Annotated in this window: 14 protein-coding genes and 4 tRNA genes; 11 read left to right on the top strand and 7 right to left on the bottom strand. The window is 56.5% G+C overall.

Annotation, left to right across the window (positions count from 1 at the left end):
• Position 1: 1 nt before the first annotated feature.
• Positions 2 to 1,102, bottom strand: coding sequence for an MBL fold metallo-hydrolase (locus BWI95_RS21740; RefSeq protein WP_076770237.1), 1,101 nt, complete (start codon positions 1,100 to 1,102; stop codon positions 2 to 4).
• A gap of 193 nt (positions 1,103 to 1,295) precedes the next feature.
• On the opposite strand from BWI95_RS21740, the gene BWI95_RS21745 reads away from it, so the two are divergent.
• Together BWI95_RS21745 and BWI95_RS21750 are read left to right on the top strand one after the other, a co-directional pair.
• Positions 1,296 to 1,886, top strand: a complete 591-nt coding sequence (locus BWI95_RS21745) for a TetR/AcrR family transcriptional regulator (protein WP_054803858.1) — start codon at positions 1,296 to 1,298, stop codon at positions 1,884 to 1,886.
• Entirely contained in the window at positions 1,876 to 2,241 is a 366-nt protein-coding gene (locus BWI95_RS21750) for an MmcQ/YjbR family DNA-binding protein (RefSeq protein ID WP_054803859.1), read from the top strand. Before BWI95_RS21745 ends, BWI95_RS21750 begins: the two co-directional genes overlap by 11 nt.
• Here BWI95_RS21750 and BWI95_RS21755 read toward each other — a convergent pair.
• Complete coding sequence (locus BWI95_RS21755; protein ID WP_076770238.1) at positions 2,238 to 3,110, bottom strand: helix-turn-helix transcriptional regulator; 873 nt, start codon at positions 3,108 to 3,110, stop codon at positions 2,238 to 2,240. The genes BWI95_RS21750 and BWI95_RS21755 overlap by 4 nt on opposite strands.
• A 107-nt stretch (positions 3,111 to 3,217) precedes the next feature.
• Between BWI95_RS21755 and BWI95_RS21760 the strand changes: the two genes are divergently transcribed.
• Positions 3,218 to 4,642 carry an MFS transporter gene (locus BWI95_RS21760; protein ID WP_054804571.1) on the top strand — a complete coding sequence of 475 codons (1,425 nt, stop codon included), beginning with the start codon at positions 3,218 to 3,220 and terminating at the stop codon, positions 4,640 to 4,642.
• 54 nt (positions 4,643 to 4,696) lie between these two features.
• On the opposite strand, the gene pheP is transcribed toward BWI95_RS21760, so the two are convergent.
• From pheP to BWI95_RS21780, 4 genes are all read right to left on the bottom strand, one after another.
• The gene (gene pheP / locus BWI95_RS21765; protein WP_094421445.1) at positions 4,697 to 6,094 is read right to left on the bottom strand and encodes a phenylalanine transporter; all 1,398 of its coding nucleotides are present in this window, start codon (positions 6,092 to 6,094) and stop codon (positions 4,697 to 4,699) included.
• Between the two features lie 114 nt (positions 6,095 to 6,208).
• Entirely contained in the window at positions 6,209 to 8,149 is a 1,941-nt protein-coding gene (locus BWI95_RS21770) for a methyl-accepting chemotaxis protein (protein ID WP_076770239.1), read from the bottom strand.
• A 299-nt stretch (positions 8,150 to 8,448) separates the two neighbouring features.
• Positions 8,449 to 8,709, bottom strand: a complete 261-nt coding sequence (locus tag BWI95_RS21775; RefSeq protein ID WP_023479829.1) for a DUF2534 family protein — start codon at positions 8,707 to 8,709, stop codon at positions 8,449 to 8,451.
• 131 nt (positions 8,710 to 8,840) lie between these two features.
• A complete protein-coding gene (locus tag BWI95_RS21780) occupies positions 8,841 to 11,039 on the bottom strand; it encodes a TonB-dependent receptor (protein WP_083699437.1) in 2,199 nt (732 codons plus the stop codon).
• Positions 11,040 to 11,557: 518 nt separating this feature from the next.
• On the opposite strand from BWI95_RS21780, the gene BWI95_RS21785 reads away from it, so the two are divergent.
• The 4 genes from BWI95_RS21785 (at position 11,558) to BWI95_RS21800 (ending at position 15,928) form a co-directional block, all read left to right on the top strand.
• Positions 11,558 to 12,676 (top strand): YbdK family carboxylate-amine ligase, encoded by a 1,119-nt coding sequence (locus BWI95_RS21785; RefSeq protein ID WP_054804573.1) that lies wholly within the window; start codon positions 11,558 to 11,560, stop codon positions 12,674 to 12,676.
• A 220-nt stretch (positions 12,677 to 12,896) separates the two neighbouring features.
• Positions 12,897 to 14,804 carry a methyl-accepting chemotaxis protein gene (locus BWI95_RS21790; RefSeq protein WP_054804574.1) on the top strand — a complete coding sequence of 636 codons (1,908 nt, stop codon included), beginning with the start codon at positions 12,897 to 12,899 and terminating at the stop codon, positions 14,802 to 14,804.
• Positions 14,805 to 14,877: 73 nt separating this feature from the next.
• A complete protein-coding gene (locus tag BWI95_RS21795) occupies positions 14,878 to 15,120 on the top strand; it encodes a DUF1158 family protein (protein ID WP_023479876.1) in 243 nt (80 codons plus the stop codon).
• A gap of 208 nt (positions 15,121 to 15,328) precedes the next feature.
• On the top strand, positions 15,329 to 15,928 hold the full coding sequence (locus BWI95_RS21800) for a nitroreductase family protein (protein ID WP_076770240.1): 600 nt from the start codon (positions 15,329 to 15,331) through the stop codon (positions 15,926 to 15,928).
• A 64-nt stretch (positions 15,929 to 15,992) separates the two neighbouring features.
• Here BWI95_RS21800 and gltX read toward each other — a convergent pair whose 3' ends face one another.
• A complete protein-coding gene (gene gltX, locus BWI95_RS21805; protein WP_023479709.1) occupies positions 15,993 to 17,408 on the bottom strand; it encodes a glutamate--tRNA ligase in 1,416 nt (471 codons plus the stop codon).
• 256 nt (positions 17,409 to 17,664) lie between these two features.
• Between gltX and BWI95_RS21810 the strand changes: the two genes are divergently transcribed.
• The 4 genes from BWI95_RS21810 to BWI95_RS21825 all read left to right on the top strand — a co-directional run bounded on the left by BWI95_RS21810 (position 17,665) and on the right by BWI95_RS21825 (position 18,053).
• Positions 17,665 to 17,740, top strand: a tRNA-Val gene (locus tag BWI95_RS21810).
• Positions 17,741 to 17,781: 41 nt separating this feature from the next.
• Positions 17,782 to 17,857: transfer RNA gene (locus tag BWI95_RS21815), tRNA-Val, on the top strand.
• A 40-nt stretch (positions 17,858 to 17,897) separates the two neighbouring features.
• Positions 17,898 to 17,973: transfer RNA gene (locus BWI95_RS21820), tRNA-Val, on the top strand.
• Between the two features lie 4 nt (positions 17,974 to 17,977).
• Positions 17,978 to 18,053 (top strand) — tRNA-Lys (locus tag BWI95_RS21825).
• Positions 18,054 to 18,061: the final 8 nt, after the last annotated feature.

Raw genomic sequence — 18,061 nt, forward strand, 5'->3', positions numbered from 1 at the left:
TTTATTCCCACCAGGCGCTGAATGTTTGCGCCGTATCGGCCGCAAACACCACTTCGCCCAGCTTCGGTGTCAGTAAGCGAAACTCTTTATCGCGGCTGGCAGCCGCTAAACGTTTGTACGGATCGTCCCAGCTGTGTTTTGCCAACACAAAACGCCCGGCATGGCCCGGCAGCACTGCGCGTGCCTGCAGATCCTGCGCCGCCTGCGCGCTCTGCTCCGGCATCATATGAATATATTTCCACGCCTCGTCGTACTGCCCATTCTCCATAATGGCAATATCGATGGGGCCAAACCTGTCGCCGATGGCCTTAAAGTGCGGGCCATAACCGCTGTCGCCGCTGTAGTAGACTTTGCGTTCAGGCGTGACAAACAGAAAGCTGGCCCACAGCGTCTGGTTGCGCTTCAGCCCACGGCCGGAGAAGTGACGGGCGGGCAGAATATTGACGCTAAGCGTATCGCTGACCTGCACGCTCTGTTGCCAGTCCGCCTCCTCAATCTTCGCCGCGTCCATCCCCCAGTAACGCAGATGGGAGCCGACGCCGAGTGGCGTAACAACCCGTTTGATCTTCGGCATCAGCGCATTGATGGTGGCGTGATCGAGGTGGTCATAGTGGTCGTGGGAGATAATCAGCAGATCGATCTTCGGCATACTCTCTGCGGTCCAGACGCCGTTACCAGCAAACGCTTTGTTGAGAAAGGAGAACGGCGCAGCGTAGTCGCTCAGTACCGGGTCGATCAGGATACGTTTGCCCGCCAGCTGCATATACCACGAGGAGTGCCCCATCCAGACCAGCGTATCCTCCTGTAGAGGCAGCGCCGCGAGATCGGTTGCCACCATCGGCAACGGCTGCTGCGGGCGCGCGTTTTCGCGTTTACCGAAGAGAAAATCCCACCACAATGCCAGCTTATTTTGCTCACCGGTAAAGCCCGGCGTCGGCAATGTATTGTGAAATGCGCCATCGCGATAATGGGGCGATTTTTCCACGGCGCTGAGCGCCTCACCCTGCGGTGGCTGGCCAAAACCGGCATTCAGAACAAAAGGTAAGCTTGCAGCAGACGCAACGAGCATAACGACAACCACGCTGATAGTGAGACGTTTCATATCCTGACCCGGCTAAATCGATCCCATCCGTTGAGACGATACTCATTGAACTTGATTATGAGTGAGTAAGCACTCATTATAGAAACGAACATTAAATCGTCAAGACGATTTTTCGTTGTTTGATATTCGACGTTGCAGCCTCTCAAAGGGCATGTTTCAATCGTGGTTTTTGTAAAAAGCGGAGAAAAGCGGCGTGGCTCGTCCGAAGAGTGAAGATAAGAAACTGGCATTACTGAAAGCAGCAACCAAGGCGATTGCCCAGTCGGGGATTGCCGCCTCAACCGCGCTTATCGCCCGTAATGCAGGCGTCGCGGAGGGGACACTGTTTCGCTACTTCGCCACCAAAGACGATCTGTTGAACGCGCTCTATCTGCATCTGAAAACCGATCTTTGCGGCACCATGCTGGCGAATCTCGACCGCTCCAGCAGCGATTCGAAGGTGCACACCCACTCCATCTGGGACAGCTATATCGACTGGGGTATTCTCCACCCCAACGGCCATCATGCGGTGCGCCAGATCGCCATCAGTGAAAAGCTGACCGCCGAAACCAAGCAGCAGGTGGCCGATATCTTCCCGGAGCTGCATGAGCTGTGCCACCGCTCGGTGCGCCCCGTTTTCCTCTCGGATGAGTACGCCGCCTTTGGCGATGCCATTTTCCTGGCGATGGCGGAAACTACCATTAACTTTGCGGGACGCGATCCTTCACGGACCAAAGAACTGAAGCGCCTCGGCTTTGAGGCGATGTGGCGCGCGCTGGCGAATGAGGAAAACGATGGAGAGTAAAACCTTGCAGGAGAGCGCTCATCGCTACGCGCTGTCGCTCCCCTTTACCGAGCACTGCTGGCCGTTTGGCCCGGAACATGACGTGTTCAAAGTGTGCGGCAAGATCTTTATGATGACCACCACCGCCCACGGCAGGCCGATGGTAACGATGAAATCGGAGCCGCAGACTGCCCTGCTTAACCAGCAGATCTACCCCAGCATTGAACCGGGCTATCACATGAATAAGAAGCACTGGATTTCGGTCTACGCAGGCGATGAGATTGACCTCCCGCTGCTCGAATCACTGATCCAGCACTCCTGGGATCGCGTGGTCGACACCCTGCCGCGAAAAGATCAGAAGCGCCTGCGCCCTTAAGCGTTCTGCGCCAGCCATTGCAGCGCCTGCTCGCCCTGCTCATCCACCGGCATATAGACCAGTAACCGCGATCCGTTGCGCGGCGCGGAGTACCAGTACATCTGCTGCAGGGTAATCGTGCCGAGTTGCGGGTGCGCAAAGACCTTGACCTTATTCTCCACGCCGCTCACTTCATAGTGCTTGCGCCACAGCGTTTCAAACTCCGCCGACGCCGCGCAAAAGCGCGCCAGCTTCGCTTCCCATATCGCATCACCGCGATGCGCGGCCATGGCCGCCCGGAAATAGGCAACGAAGGTCGAAAGCACCTGATCATCCAGCCCTAAGCGGCTGCGCCACTGCGGATGGGTTAAGTAGAGATAGATGCAGTTGCGGTCATCTTCCGAGATTTCGTCAAACTTGATGCCCATCAGGCGCTCAAAACCTGCATTCCACGCGACAATATCGAAATTGGGTTTCTGAATACTGGCAGGATTCGGCAGCAGGCTGTCCAGCAGGCGGCGCGTGCTGTCGCTGATGCCTTCGCACTGCGGGGAGTTGAGCGCTTCGGTCGGCGCTAGCCCAGCCAGCAGAAAGAGATGCCGCGTCTCGGTTGGCGTGCACTGCAATGCGGAGGCAATCGCCTGCAAAACATTAGCAGAGGGGTTCACCTCGCGGCCCTGCTCCAGCCAGGTGTACCAGGTGACACCGACATCGGCTAGCAGCGCCACCTCTTCGCGCCTGAGGCCCGGCGTGCGCCGCCGGCTGCTGCGCGGCAGGCCGAGGCGCTGCGGGTCGAGGCTTTCGCGCCGCGCGCGCAGAAACGCGCCCAGCTGTTTGCGGCTCTCTTCAAGCAGCGCCAGCTGCGGCTGTTTATCCACCATCAACGTCATAAACCCTCCAGCATGGTAGTGCCAGTACCCGTATAGGCAAGAACTGGTACCCGTTTTATCATTCGGCGATGCTACGTCCATCTGATGAATGACGCAATGGAGTCACCATGAATACGTCTGCTGTTTCTCCGGGCCGGGCGGGCCTGTTTTTGCTGTTAACCGGGCAGATGCTGCCGCTGATTGACACCTCAATCACCAATGTGGCACTCGATTCCATCACCCTCTCGTTACACACCTCAGCCACCCAACTGGCGCTGATTGTCGCGCTCTACGGCGTGGCATTTGCCGTCTGTCTGGCGATGGGCAGCAAACTGGGGGATAACCTCGGCCGCCGCCGCATCTTTTTATGGGGCGTTGCGCTGTTCGGCATCGCCTCGCTGCTGTGCGGGCTGGCGAACTCGGTCTCTGCCCTGCTGGCGGCGCGCACGCTACAGGGGATGGGCGCGGCGCTGATTGTGCCGCAGATCCTCGCCACTTTGCATGTCACACTGAAAGGCACTGCGCATGCCCGCGCCATCAGCCTCTACGGCGGGGTGGGCGGCGTGGCGTTTATCATCGGGCAGATGGGCGGCGGCTGGCTGGTGTCGGCAGATATCGCCGGGCTCGGCTGGCGCAACGCCTTCTTTATCAATGTGCCCATTTGCCTGCTGGTGCTACTGCTGAGCCGCCGCTACGTGCCGGAAACCCGCAGTGAACAACGCACACGTATTGACTGGCAGGGCACGACTGCGCTGGCGCTGATCCTCTGCTGCCTGCTTTTCCCGCTGGCATTAGGCCCGGAGATGCACTGGCCGTGGCAGAGCAAAGCGGCGCTGCTGGCCCTCTTCCCGCTGGCGCTGTGGATGCGCAGCAGCGCGGTGCGGCAGGAGAAGCGCGGCATCACGCCGCTGGTGCCGCCACGCCTGCTTAAGCTGCCGAGCATCCGCTTTGGTTTGCTGATTGCGCTGCTCTTTTTCAGCGCCTGGGCCGGGTTTATGTTCTGCATGGCGCTCACCTTGCAGGCCGGAATGGGTATGACCCCTTACCAGTCCGGAAATAGTTTTATCGCCCTCGGCGTCGCCTATTTTATCGCCGCCTGGTATGCCCCGAAGCTGATTAGCCGCTACAGTATGCGCACCATTTTGTTGACCGGGCTTACCATTCAGATTGCCGGTTTGCTGACACTGATAGTTACTCTGCACCTCTCAGGCCGCGTGGTCGGCGTGCTGGCACTCGCCCCGGCCACCCTGCTGATTGGCTACGGCCAGGCGTTGATCGTCAACAGCTTCTACCGCATCGGCATGCGTGACATCACCGCACAGGACGCAGGCGCAGGCAGCGCGCTGCTCAGCACGCTGCAACAGTCGGCGCTCGGTCTGGGGCCTGCGCTGCTCGGCGGCATTTTTCTCCACCTTGTCGGCCATTCGCACGGCGACTATAGCGCGGCGCTGAGCGGTTTTCTGGCAACAGAAGTGGTGATGATGCTGGCGCTTGTCGCAGCGGCACTCTTTGCCCGTCGGCAGTTAGCGCCCCGCTGCACAACCACTGCCTGAGGCAAATAAAAACGCCAGCATGGAGGCTGGCGTTTTCTCTTCTGATACTGAGGCTTATGCGCGCTTCGGTGTCCGCCGCAGCAGTTTGAAGGCGGCAAACAGGAACACAATCCACACCGGCAGCAAAATGGCCGACAGGCGCATATCGTCGATGGAGTACATCAGGCCGAGAATAAACAGCATAAAACCGATGCAGAGGTAGTTGCCCGCCGGGAAGAGCAGCGCTTTGAACTGCGGATCGCGCCCTTTGCGGCGCATCGCGGCGCGGAACTTCAGGTGCGCCAGCGAAATCATGATCCAGTTCAGCAGCAGGGTCGCGACCACTAGCGCCATCAGCATGGCAAAGGCTTTCTGTGGCAGCAGATAGTTCACCAGCACCACCAGCGAGGTAATCGCGCCGGAGAGGATCAGCGAGTTGACCGGTACGCCGCGACGGCTGACGCGTGTTAAAAACGCAGGCGCATTGCCCTGCACCGACAGGCCAAACAGCATACGGCTGTTGGAGTAAACGCCGCTGTTATAGACCGACAGTGAAGCTACCAGAATGACGAAGTTGAGTGCCGACGCGACCAGATTGCTGTCGAGTTCATGGAAGATCATCACAAACGGGCTGCTGTTGGCCTGCACATCAATCCACGGATAGAGCGCCAGCAACACCACCAGCGAACCAATGTAGAAGAGCAGAATTCGGTAAACCACCTGGTTAACCGCTTTTGGAATGGTGGTGTGCGGCTCGCTCGCTTCCGCGGCGGTGATACCAATCAGCTCAAGGCCGCCGAACGAGAACATAATCACTGCCAGCGACAGCACCAGCCCATGCCAGCCGGTGGCGAAAAAGCCGTTGTACTGCCAGAGGTTATTGATGCTGGCGCGTTCGCCGCCGTGGCCGGTGAACAGCATCCAGATGCCAAAGCCAATCATGCCGATAATTGCCAGCACTTTGATCAGCGCAAACCAGAATTCGGTTTCGCCATACAGGCGCACATTGACGAGGTTAACGGCGTTGATGATAACGAAGAAGGTGGCGGCCCAGACCCAGGTCGGAATATCGGGGAACCAGTACTGCATATAGATCCCGGCGGCGGTCAGTTCCGCCATGCCGACCAGCACAAACATCGCCCAGTAGTTCCAGCCGGAGAGGAAGCCCGCAAACGGTCCCCAATACTTAAAGGCGAAGTGGGAAAACGATCCGGAAACCGGCTCTTCAACCACCATTTCACCGAGCTGGCGCATAATCAAAAAGGCGATAATGCCGGCGATAGCGTAGCCGAGTAACACCGCAGGCCCGGCCATCTGAATTGCCGGACCGATGCCGAGAAACAGCCCGGTGCCAATTGCGCCGCCAAGGGCAATAAGCTGAATATGACGGTTCTTTAATCCCCGTTGTAGCGTCGGCGCTGCCTCCGACGCGGTCCCGGTCATGTTCCCCACGACCTGTGACGCGTTTTTCACGTCCTTCCCCTTTGTGGTTTCATTTAAAGGGGCACCTTTTAACATCTCCGCCAGGGGCTGGCAAGAAATGGTACCGGCAACGGGGAGCCTGTACTAACCGACTCCCCGCTCCAGTCAGGCCTGCAGACGGAACTGCTGTACGCTCTGCGCCAGCTGCTCTGCCTGATCTTCCAGCGACGTTGCGGCGGCAGCCATCTCCTGCACCAGCGAGGCGTTCTGCTGCGTCACGCCATCCATTTCGTTGACCGCAATGGTCACCTGACCGATGCCTTTGGCTTGCTCATCGGAGGCGCTGACAATCTCATTGATGATGGACTGCACCGAGTTCACCGCCTGGGTCATCTCCTGCATGGTTTTACCGGCATCGTTCACCAGTTGCACCCCGGTTTCCACCCGCTTGCCGGACTCTTCAATCAGCGCGCCAATCTCTTTCACCGCATCGGCGCTGCGGCTAGCCAGATTACGCACTTCCGAGGCAACCACGGCAAAGCCACGCCCCTGCTCACCGGCACGTGCCGCTTCCACCGCGGCGTTCAGCGCCAGGATATTGGTCTGGAAGGCGATACTGTTGATGATGGCGGTGATATCGCCAATCTTCTTCGCGCTATCGTCAATCTGCGACATTGTTTGAACCACCTGGCCCACCAGCGCTTCGCCGCGGCTGGCAATCTGCGTGGCATTGGCGGTCAACGCGGTAGCATGGTGCGCATTGTCGGCGTTGTGTTTAACCGTGGCGCTAAACTGCTCCATACTGGCGGCGGTCTGCTCCAGCGCGGCGGCCTGCTGTTCGGTACGGGACGAAAGGTTGATGTTACCGCTGACAATCTCGCCAGCGCCCTGGCGCACAGAACTGCTCGCCTCCTGGATCTGCCCCACCATCTGGCGCAGCTGTTCCTGCATGGTGTGCAGCGCATAGAAGAGGCTACTGCGATCGCCCGCTTTTACCGCAATAACGTTATCGAGTTTGCCTTCGGCGACCGCCAGCGCAATGCTCGCCCCCTCCAGCGGCTCACCGCCAATCGGCTTCAACACTTTACGGCTAAAGAGCACACCCAGCAGCGCGCTGACCAGCAGGATGCTGATAATGCCAAGGATCACGGCGTTGAGCAGCTGGCGGTTAGCGGCAGCCATCACCTGGCTCACCGGCGCAACGATGCCCAGATACCAGTTATCGGTGCTGTTACCGATCGTGATGGGCTGCCAGGTCACCAGCGCTTTCTCGCCCAGGATCGGATCATCCTGCTCCACCACACTGGTGGTAAAGCCTTCGGTATTACCAGGGTAGGGTTTACTGGTCAGTGTCTTATCCGGATAGGAGATCACTTTTCCCGAGGTAGAGAGCAACATCGCATAGCCGCCGCCTTCCCACGGTTTGATCTGGTTCACTTTCTGCTGCAGTGAAGCCAGCGAAATGTCGGAGGTGACCACCGCGTTGAGTTTGCCGTCATTAATGATTGGCGCGGCGACCGAGGTTAACAGCGTCGGGACGCCGTTATAGGCATAGCTGTAGGGTTCGATCAGCGTATCTTTTTGCGTGCGTTGCGGCACGAGGTAGTAGTCGCCCTGCCCCGGCGTCAAGATCGAGAGCAGCGGATGCATAGCGTATTTCCCGGCGGGATCGCGATCGGCAAACACCGCGTAGCGCCCTTTGGGAGCCTGATCCGGTTTGCCGGCGAACTCTGCGTCGCGGCCATCGAAAGCATTCTCTTCAAAAATCACCGAAACGGAGAGGTAGTCCGGGTTATCGCGTACCGCGTACTCAATTAACTTATTCGCCACGTTACGATCGGTGATCCCGGCCTGCGGCAGCGCGGCCAGGCTGTGGCCGAGGTTATGCGCCACATCGCGCGCATAGTTAAGCTGTTGCTGAATATTGAGCGCCTCACTGCGGGCGATTTTTTGCAGATATTGTTCGGCGAGGGCTTTTTGCTGATTGCTGGACTGCCAGCTCAGTACCCCGATAGTGACCACAAAACCGAGGGTGATGGTGATGGCGCCCGTCAGCAGCATTTGCGCGCGGGTGCTCATTTTTTTATTCACGAATTGTTTGGCCATTACGGCTCTCCTGGAGTCAGCCTTCTGTCATCAATGTTCCTTGCAGCATGCACTCCCTGTAGCAATGCTATCGGCGATTATTTTTTGATCTTTAATTGTTAAAAATGGACAACGGGGAGAGGGAAACACGCCCTTTCAGCCAGCAAGGCAGCAGGCTAGCGCGGCGCTTAATGTAGCGGTGGTTAACTTATCGGGCACTGATACTTAAAACAGAGTTTTCGACTGGGTGAGGGGTAATAACTTTATTTACATAATGTGATAACGGAAACTGCCCCGGCGGAGAAACCGGGGCGAGAGGGTCAGCCGCGATCGTCTTTCGGGCCAAGGAAGTAGAAGCCAAACGGCAGCGAGCCGATGATGGTGAACATCAGGCTGTAAATCGCCACCCATGCGCCCTGCATGATAAACATCGAGGTGGTCCAGGAGGACATCGGCAGATTGTATTGATCCTCAACGCCTTCGAAGGTCACTTTTGACACCACGCTTACGGCAATCAGGAAGACAACCAGCACCGCGCAGAGAAATTTTTTCCCGTCGCGGGTTCGTAGTTTTTCCAGCATCTCACTCTCCTTTTATGTGGATTTTCTGTGCCGCGAGTGTAACCGATCTGCTGTTTAAATGTTGTGATTGAGCAAATAAAAGGCAGCATGCCGGATAAGCTGAGCGCGTTCCGGCCTGCTGCCATTTGAGATTAAAAATCGTAGCTCATTGACACTTTCAGCTCACGGCCACCGCCCTGATAGATATAGGTGCCGTTATCTTCAACGCTTGCCCAGTAGCTCTTGTTGGTGACGTTATCCAGCCCGACGCGCCATACCATCTCGTTGCGATCGGCATTCAACCGCATGCGGTAACGCGCACCGAGATCGAGGGTGGTGTAACTGTCCAGCTTCTTGCTGTTCGCCGCATTGGCGTACTGGGATCCGGTGTGATTGACTCGCGCCGTTGCCGTCAGCCCCTCAACCGCAGCGATGTCATACTCCGCGCCCAGCACCGAGTAGAAGCTCGCCACACCAACCGGTTTATTGCCCTGATTAATCCCATCCTGGGTTTTGGTCATCTCGGCATCGATCCAGGTTGCGCTGCCGTTCAGGCGCAGGCCGAGCGTCGGCTCGCCAAATACGCTCAGCTCAACGCCGCGGTTGCGCTGCTCACCGCTCAGTTCATAGATATTGGTGCTGCTGTTCTGGATCGCCGACGGTTTCTTAATTTCAAATAGCGACAGCGTACCGCCGATGCGGCCAAAGTCCGTTTTCACCCCCACTTCATTCTGCTTCGAGTGGGCAATGCCGGTAGTTTGATACTGGTTCGCCGCCCCTTCTGGCGCGGTGCTGCCCGGTTGCAGTGCTTCGGTGTGGTTGGCATAAAGCGAAACGACTTCCCACGGTTTGTAGACCACGCCGTAGGTCGGCATCCAGCGATCTTCAATAAAGCGCGCGTTGCGGTTCTCGTCACCGGTGGCATTGTTGTAACTGTGAACCCACACTTTCTGATACCGCGCGCCTGCGGTGAACAGCAGCGTATCGTCAAGTACGCCCAGCGTATCGCTCAGCAGCCAGCCCTGGGTGCGGTTGCGCCCGGTGGTTAACGGATCGCTGTAGTTGCCGCCGGTCAGGCTGTAATCCGGCATCGGCACCGCGCTGTTGTTGTAGATATTGACCAGCGGATTCTTCGACGACATGCGCCAGGCGACGTTGTCCTGCTTGATGCTGGCGGAGTAACCGACGTTGACTTTGTGCGACACCGGGCCGGTATCGAAATTGCCGCGCAGGCCCGCCATGCCGCTCCAGCTATCGCTGATGCGATTCGTGTCGAGGCGGCCAATCGTCGCATCGCCCGCAGCGTTAATCACTTTCGGCCCGCCATAGACGCCTTGCTCATGAGAGTGCTGGCCGCCAAAAGCGGCGTAGGCCGTCCAGATATCGGTGACATCATACTCGGCGCGGGCGAGGCCAAACTCGTTTTCGATATCGCTCCACGCCCACTTCTGGCTGGTGTTTTTACTGTTACCCGGCACGGCGGGCACGAAATCGATGTTGCTGATATTGACCCCCATCGAACCGCCGTGGAAGGTCTTCTTCTGGTAGCCAACATCAAGGGAGCTGCGCAGGCGCTCGCCGCGATAATCGAGGCCAATGGAGGCAGCGGTGGTGCGGCGCTTATCATCTTCAACCGTGGTTTCGCCCTCGCGGTGCAGCAGGTTAACGCGCACGCCGACCTGGTTGTTATCGCCATAACGCCGCCCGACATCCAGCGAGCCGCCGAGCTGCGAGCGCGAGGAGTAATCGACGCCGAGGCGCGTCAGCGGGGTATCTTCAGCGTGTTTCGGCTCAAGATTAATCATGCCGCCGACGCCAGAGGTGGCCGCGCCGTTCATTAACGCATTCGCCCCTTTAAAGATCTCGATGCGATCGAGCATCTGCGTATCGACCACCTGACGCGGCACAATGCCCGCCAGGCCGCCCATCAGCATATCGTCGCCATCGAGTTTAAAACCGCGAATGCGGTAGGTTTCCGCCATATTGCCGTAGCCCTGGCTGACCTGCACCCCGGCATCATTGCGCACCACATCGGCGATAGTCTTCGCCTGCTGATCCTGCACCAGCTTCGAGGTAAAGCCGATCACGTTAAACGGCACATCCATCGCCTTCTGTTCGCCCAGCATGCCAAGCCGCCCACCGTAGGCCACCTGGCCATCAAGATAGGCCGGCACCAGCGCGTCGCCGCCGGGTTTAAAATCGCTGCCGCTACTGGACTGGACAATCAGCGTCTCCTCTTTCGTTCCGCTGGCGGGTGTGGCTGCCTGTACGGCATGCGTCGCCGCGCCAATCGCGAGCGCAAGCAAGCTCTTGCGCAAAGGTGACCAGGTATGTTTGCTGTTATTCATCATCGACTCATATCGAAGTGGAGAAAAAGGCCCGCATTCAGGCCGGATGGTTAAGGGCATCAGCCAGAAAGCTGGTCGCCATTGCCTCTCCCCGCCTGCCTTTTCGCGTTGATTGAGTGTGTGCGCGGGCGGGTAATATCCCGGTTGTGATGGCGTACTGCGCCGCGGCAACGCCATCAAACACCAAAGAGAATGAGAACTATACTCATTAACCTTAATGAGGCAAGCATAATTGACTCTATTCACCTGCATCGATCGCGTTGATAACGGAGAGTGCAATCTCATACAAAATAGAGGGTTGACCACGAAGATGATAAAGATTATCTTTCGCATTACCGAATAGTTGAGTGTCTAACTCAGGTATTCGGTACGACATTGCTCACATTGCTTCCAGTATTTTTTGCCCGCCGTTTGTGCGGGCTTTTTTTTGCTTCTTTTTCGCCCCTCTTCCCTCCCGCTGCGCCGGGCATAATTAGCGATTCCCTTCCATACTCAAACAAACATTTGCGTAAGGAATGGTTATGCCTTTGCCCGATTTTCATGTCTCTGAGCCCTTTACCCTCGGCGTTGAGCTGGAGCTGCAGGTGGTTAACCCGCCGGGCTATGACTTAAGCCAGGACTCATCCCGGCTGATCGACACCCTTCAGCACCGCGTCAGCGCCGGTGAGGTTAAGCACGACATCACCGAAAGCATGCTGGAGATCGCCACCGGCGTCTGTCGCGATATCCGCCAGGTTGCGCATCAATTTTCGGCGATGCACCACGCCATTTTGCAGGCCGCAGGCGAGCACCACGTGCAGATTTGCGGCGGCGGCACCCACCCGTTTCAGAAGTGGCAGCGCCAACAGATCTGCGCGGATGAGCGCTATGCCCGCACGCTGGAGATGTTCGGCTATCTGATGCAGCAGGCAACGGTGTTTGGTCAGCATGTTCATGTCGGCTGCACCAATGGCGATGATGCGATCTATCTGCTGCACGGCCTGTCGCGCTTTGTTCCGCACTTTATCGCCCTGAGCGCCAGCTCGCCCTATATTCAGGGCACCGATACGCAGTTTGCCTCCTCGCGCCTCAATATTTTCTCCTCATTCCCGGATAACGGCCCGATGCCGTGGGTGGCGAACTGGCAGGAGTTTGAAGGGCTGTTTCGCCGCTTAAGCTATACCTCGATGATTGAGAGCATTAAGGATCTGCACTGGGATATTCGCCCGAGCCCCGGTTTCGGTACCGTCGAAGTCCGGGTAATGGATACGCCGCTGACTATTTCCCACGCTGTCAGCCTGGCGGGGTTTATTCAGGCGCTGTCGCACTGGCTGCTGGCTGAGCGTCCGTTTAAATTCCAGGAGCGGGACTACCTGCTGTATAAATTCAACCGTTTTCAGGCCTGCCGCTTTGGCCTGAAGGGGGTGATAACCGATGTGCATACCGGCGAACAGCGCACCATCGCCGATGACGTATCGCATCTGCTGGAGAAGATCGCGCCGTGGGCCGACAAACTTAATGCCAGCAGCGCGCTGGATGAAATTGCCGTCTGCGTTAAACGCGGCAAAAGCGAAGCGCAGCTGATGCGGGAATTTATTGCCGATGGCGGATCGTTAATTGGCCTGATGAAAAAGCACACTGAAATTTGGGCCGCCGGATAATCCATAGATTAATTAAGGTTATTTCTTTGCCGTGGGGATATTTCACCTGCGGCAAACTCTTTTCTCATTGATTAACAGAGATATTTCTTAAATAAGTAATACTTATGGAGTAGCGATATTTCCTGAGAATTGATAAATATCAACAACCCCTGCATTAAAATAAAGGCCGCGCATAATCACTCCGATAACAAATATATACACGCGAACAAGAGGCCTATTTATGAAGTGGATTTACCGTATCTCGATGAAGTCAAAACTGCTATTAGCTCTGCTGCCTCTGTTGTTTGCGCTTATCTGGCTTGCCGCCAGCGGCATCATGTCACGCGTTGAGACCGGCCAGCAGATGCATACCATCATTTCACTAACCTCGCTGGCGAAAGAGGCCGGGAGCGTTATTCATGAATTGCAAAAAGAGCGCGGTTTAAGTGCAGGTTATATCGGCAGTAAAGGCCAGCAATTCAATAATGAGTTATCCACGCAATATCCCGTCTCGACAAAAGCGCTGACGCAATTAACCGAGCTGCTCGACCAATTCCCGGAACAGGACGCGAATAGCGATATTCGCCAGGCGCTGGCGCAATTTCGCCAGCATCAGCAGGGTATTAATGGTTTTCGCGACCAGGTGCGCGCATTAAGCGTCAATGGATCCGATTCGCTGGTGTGGTACAGCACCATCATTAATGACCTGCTGAATGTGGTCGGTGGTATTAGCCAGTTAACGGATAACGGCGAGATTGTTAACCAACTGGCGGCCTACTACAGCGTGCTGAATGCCAAAGAGCAGAGCGGTATTGAGCGTGCGCTGCTGTCGAACGTTTTCTCCGCCGACCGCTTTACCGAGGCGCAATTCCGCCAGCTTAATGAAGTGGTGGGTAAACAGGCTTCATGGCTGGCGGCAACCCACGCGTTTAGCTCCGCAGAGGTGAATGCGAAAATGAACGCGCAGCTTAACTCTCCAGAAGCCCTTAAAGCCCTCTCTTTACGCCAGACCGCTATCGATCACGCCGCAACCGGTGGCTTTGGCGTCGCCCCCGCCGACTGGTTTAACGCCCAGACTGCGCGCATTAACACGCTAAAAGCCGTTGAAAATGCCGCGTCTAATCACCTGCTTATGACCGCGCAGAAACTGGCCGATGAAGCCTGGCGCGAAGTAACGCTGTTCGCGGTGATAAGCGTGATTGCACTGGTCATCGCCCTCTTCTTTGCCGTGCTGGTCGCCAGCAGCATTCACCGCCAGTTGCAGCACTCACTGGCAACTATTGAAGGGATGGATGGCGATCTCACTCAGCGCCTGGATGTGCCGGGCAGCGACGAGCTCTCTCTGCTTAACCGCGCCTACAACCAGGCGATCGAGAATATTCAGCATATCGTCAGCGAGATCAAACATGGCGCAGGCGTGCTGCGCGGCGCCAGCTCCGAGATCGCCAGCGGCAACCAGGATCTGGCTTCCCGCACCGATCAACAGGCGGCCTCGCTGGTCGAGACTGCCGCCAGCATGGAGCAGATCGCCACTGCGGTAAACATGACCGCCGACAATGCCAATGAAGCAAAACGACTGACGCAGGAGATGGAGAAACAGGTACAGGAAGCGAGCCGCGTGGCGGGTGAAACCAGCAACAGCATGTCGGCTATCCGTTACTCCAGCGAACAGATCTCCAACATTGTCAGCTCAATTGATGAGATCTCGTTTCAGACCAACCTGCTGGCGCTGAATGCCGCGGTGGAAGCGGCACGCGCCGGTGAGCTGGGCAAAGGCTTTGCGGTGGTGGCATCAGAGGTGCGTAACCTGTCACAGCGCTGCGCCAACGAGGCACAGCAGATCCGCGAACTGGTGAGTAAAAATATGGATCAGATCCAGCAAGGCGTGGCGTTGGCGCAGGCATCGGATCGCGCGCTGCATGCGGCTCGCGAGAATACCGGCCAGATGCTGTCGTTTGTCAGCGATATTGCCCACGCGGCTAATGAACAGTCGCTCGGCGTCTCGCAGGTGCATGAAGCGCTCAACCAGCTAGAGCAAGTCACGCAGCAAAACGCCGGTCTGGTGGCGAGTGCGGCCAGCGCCAGCCAGCTGCTGGATCAACAGTCTGAAACCATGTCAGAGCTGGTCGGCCGCTTCGTGGTCGCCTGAGTGAAGGTCGGGGGACGTTGCGCTCAGGCCAGCTTTCCCCGACAATGCGTTTTTTCATCAATGATTAACGCTTATGAAACATCCCCTCGAAACGATGGTCACGCTTGCGGGCATCCTGCTGCTCTCTTTTGTCTCTGTGCTGCTGCTACCTGCGCCACAGCTGGGCATGCAGCTGGCGCAAACGCTGATGCAAACCTTCCATCTGCTGGATTTAAACCAGTTTTATACCCTGCTCTACTGCCTCTGGTTTTTGCTGCTCGGCACCATTGAATTCTACGTTTTACGCTTTATCTGGCGGCGCTGGCTGGCGGTGTAATGCCGCGTGGCTCTCTGGCTCATTCTAATTTTTTGAATGTTAACGGCAAATTGTTGGACTTTTCTTTATTGCATCCCAGGCCTATGCTTTTTCGAGGCAGCATATTGATGCAATGAATGATCAACCGGTTATAAATTTGCTTCGGGCGCTTTTTCCGCCGTTTGCTGATGACAGCACAGCGGAGGTGCAGATAACTTCAGGAGGAATCATGTCAGATAATTTTCTCGCTTTAGCTACACAACGTAGAACGATCTATGCTCTCGGCAAAAACCTGCCGTTGGCAGAAGATGAGGTGATTGACCTTATTAAAGAAGCGATTCGCCAGGCACCGTCGGCGTTCAACTCGCAAAGTTCACGTGCGCTGATCCTGCTGGGTAAAGAGCATGAGCAGTTCTGGGAACTGACTCGCGCGCAGCTGAAGAAAATCGTGCCGGAAGAGAATTTCCACGGTACTTCGCAAAAATTAGATGGTTTTGCGGCAGCAGCAGGTTCGGTGCTGTTCTTTGAAGATCAGGAAGTGGTGACCCGCTTACAGGAGCAGTTCGCCGCGTATGCCGATAACTTCCCGGTGTGGTCTGAACACAGTACCGGTATCGCCCAGTATGCTGTCTGGGTAGCGCTGGCAGAGAAAGGCATTGGCGCTAACCTGCAGCACTACAACCCGCTGGTGGATGAAGATGTGCAGCGCACCTGGAATATTCCGGCGAGCTGGAAACTGCGCGCTCATATGAACTTCGGTTCAATTATGGCTCCGGCAGGCGAAAAAACGTATATGGATGACGATAAACGCTTTGTGGTTGCGCGTTAAGCTGCGCACTGGCGTGTGTCTGAACAATTAAAAAAGCCGCCTTTTCAGGCGGCTTTTTTTTGGCTTACTGCTGGCTTTCACGCTCAGCGATAAAGCCCAGCGCTTTATTGATGCGCTCAATGCTACGGGTCTTACCAATCGCGTGAACGGTAACATCCAGACCCGGCGACTGACCGGCACCGGTTACTGCTACGCGCAGCGGCATGCCAACTTTACCCATGCCCACTTCCAGCTCATCGGCGGTGGCCTGAATAGCGTGATGGACGTTTTCAGCACTCCAGTCGGTAATGGCGGCGAGTTTGTCGCGAACCACTTCCAGCGGCTGGCGCGCAACCGGACGCAGGTGCTTTTTCGCCGCATCAGCGTCGAATTCCGCAAACTCTTCATAGAAGTAACGGCAGCTTGCCGCCATCTCTTTCAGCGTTTTGCAGCGCTCACCCAGCAGCGTGACCAGCTCCGCCAGCTGCGGACCGGTGCGGGTATCAATATTTTCCTGCTCAATGTGCCACTGCAGATGGGTAGCAACATACTCCGGCGCCAGGGTGTTGATGTAGTGATGGTTCAGCCACAGCAGTTTGTCGGTATTAAACGCACTGGCGGATTTGCTTACCGCGCCCAGCGAGAAGAGTTTGATCATCTCTTCGCGGCTGAAGATCTCCTGATCGCCGCTGGACCAGCCCAGACGCACCAGGTAGTTGAGCAGTGCTTCCGGCAGGTAACCATCATCGCGATACTGCATCACGCTCACTGCGCCATGGCGCTTGGAGAGTTTTTTACCGTCGTCGCCGTTGATCATTGAAACGTGCGCGTAAACCGGCACCGGCGCGTTCAGCGCCTTCAGGATGTTGATCTGGCGCGGGGTGTTGTTGATGTGGTCTTCACCGCGGATCACGTGGGTGATCTCCATATCCCAGTCATCGACAACAACGCAGAAGTTGTAGGTCGGGGAGCCATCGGTACGGCGAATAATCAGATCGTCGAGTTCCATGTTGCTGAATTCGATCGGACCGCGGATCTGATCGTCAAAAATTACCGATCCATCCTGCGGGTTGGCAAAACGCACCACGCACGGCTCATCAGCAGCGTGGTGAGTATGGTCATGGCGGCAGCGGCCGTCGTAACGCGGTTTTTCGTTGTTTGCCATCTGCGTTTCGCGCAGCTGCTCAAGGCGCTCTTTGGAGCAGTAGCATTTATAGGCGGTGCCCGCTTCCAGCATTTCATCAATCACCGCGTTATAGCGGTCAAAGCGTTTGGTCTGGAAGTACGGGCCTTCATCCCACTCGAGGCTCAGCCAGTTCATGCCATCCATAATGGCTTCGATTGCTTCCGGAGTGGAACGCTCGAGATCGGTGTCTTCGATGCGCAGCACAAACTCACCGCCTTGATTGCGGGCAAACAGCCAGGAGTAGAGAGCAGTGCGCGCGCCGCCAACGTGCAAATAGCCGGTGGGGCTTGGCGCGAAGCGAGTTTTGATTTTCATGAATTGGCCTTACGTTGATAGCGATGCCGACCGTCGGCAATACCTAATAGAAAAGTGGGCGATATTCTATCACTGTGGGCTGATTCCTCAATGTTGTTACCGAAATGGCGCAGCAAACGGGCTATTTTGTTTATAAATCATGCGCTCGCGATCGATTCATCAGCGGTTTGTCTAATTTTACGACGAACGAACAATTTCTTTAGAAAATGCGTTGACTCATTTTCAACTCTCCCTATAATGCGACTCCACACAGCGGGGGTGATTAGCTCAGCTGGGAGAGCACCTCCCTTACAAGGAGGGGGTCGGCGGTTCGATCCCGTCATCACCCACCACAAATTTTGTGGTTCCCGCAGTGTAGATAAGAATGAGAAGTGGGTGATTAGCTCAGCTGGGAGAGCACCTCCCTTACAAGGAGGGGGTCGGCGGTTCGATCCCGTCATCACCCACCACTTTCTCGCCAGCGAATTCTTATCATTGAAGTACCGAAGTGGGTGATTAGCTCAGCTGGGAGAGCACCTCCCTTACAAGGAGGGGGTCGGCGGTTCGATCCCGTCATCACCCACCACTTCGGGTCGTTAGCTCAGTTGGTAGAGCAGTTGACTTTTAATCAATTGGTCGCAGGTTCGAATCCTGCACGACCCACCAATGTAAAA

The organism is Kosakonia cowanii JCM 10956 = DSM 18146 (assembly GCF_001975225.1).
GTDB lineage: Bacteria > Pseudomonadota > Gammaproteobacteria > Enterobacterales > Enterobacteriaceae > Kosakonia > Kosakonia cowanii.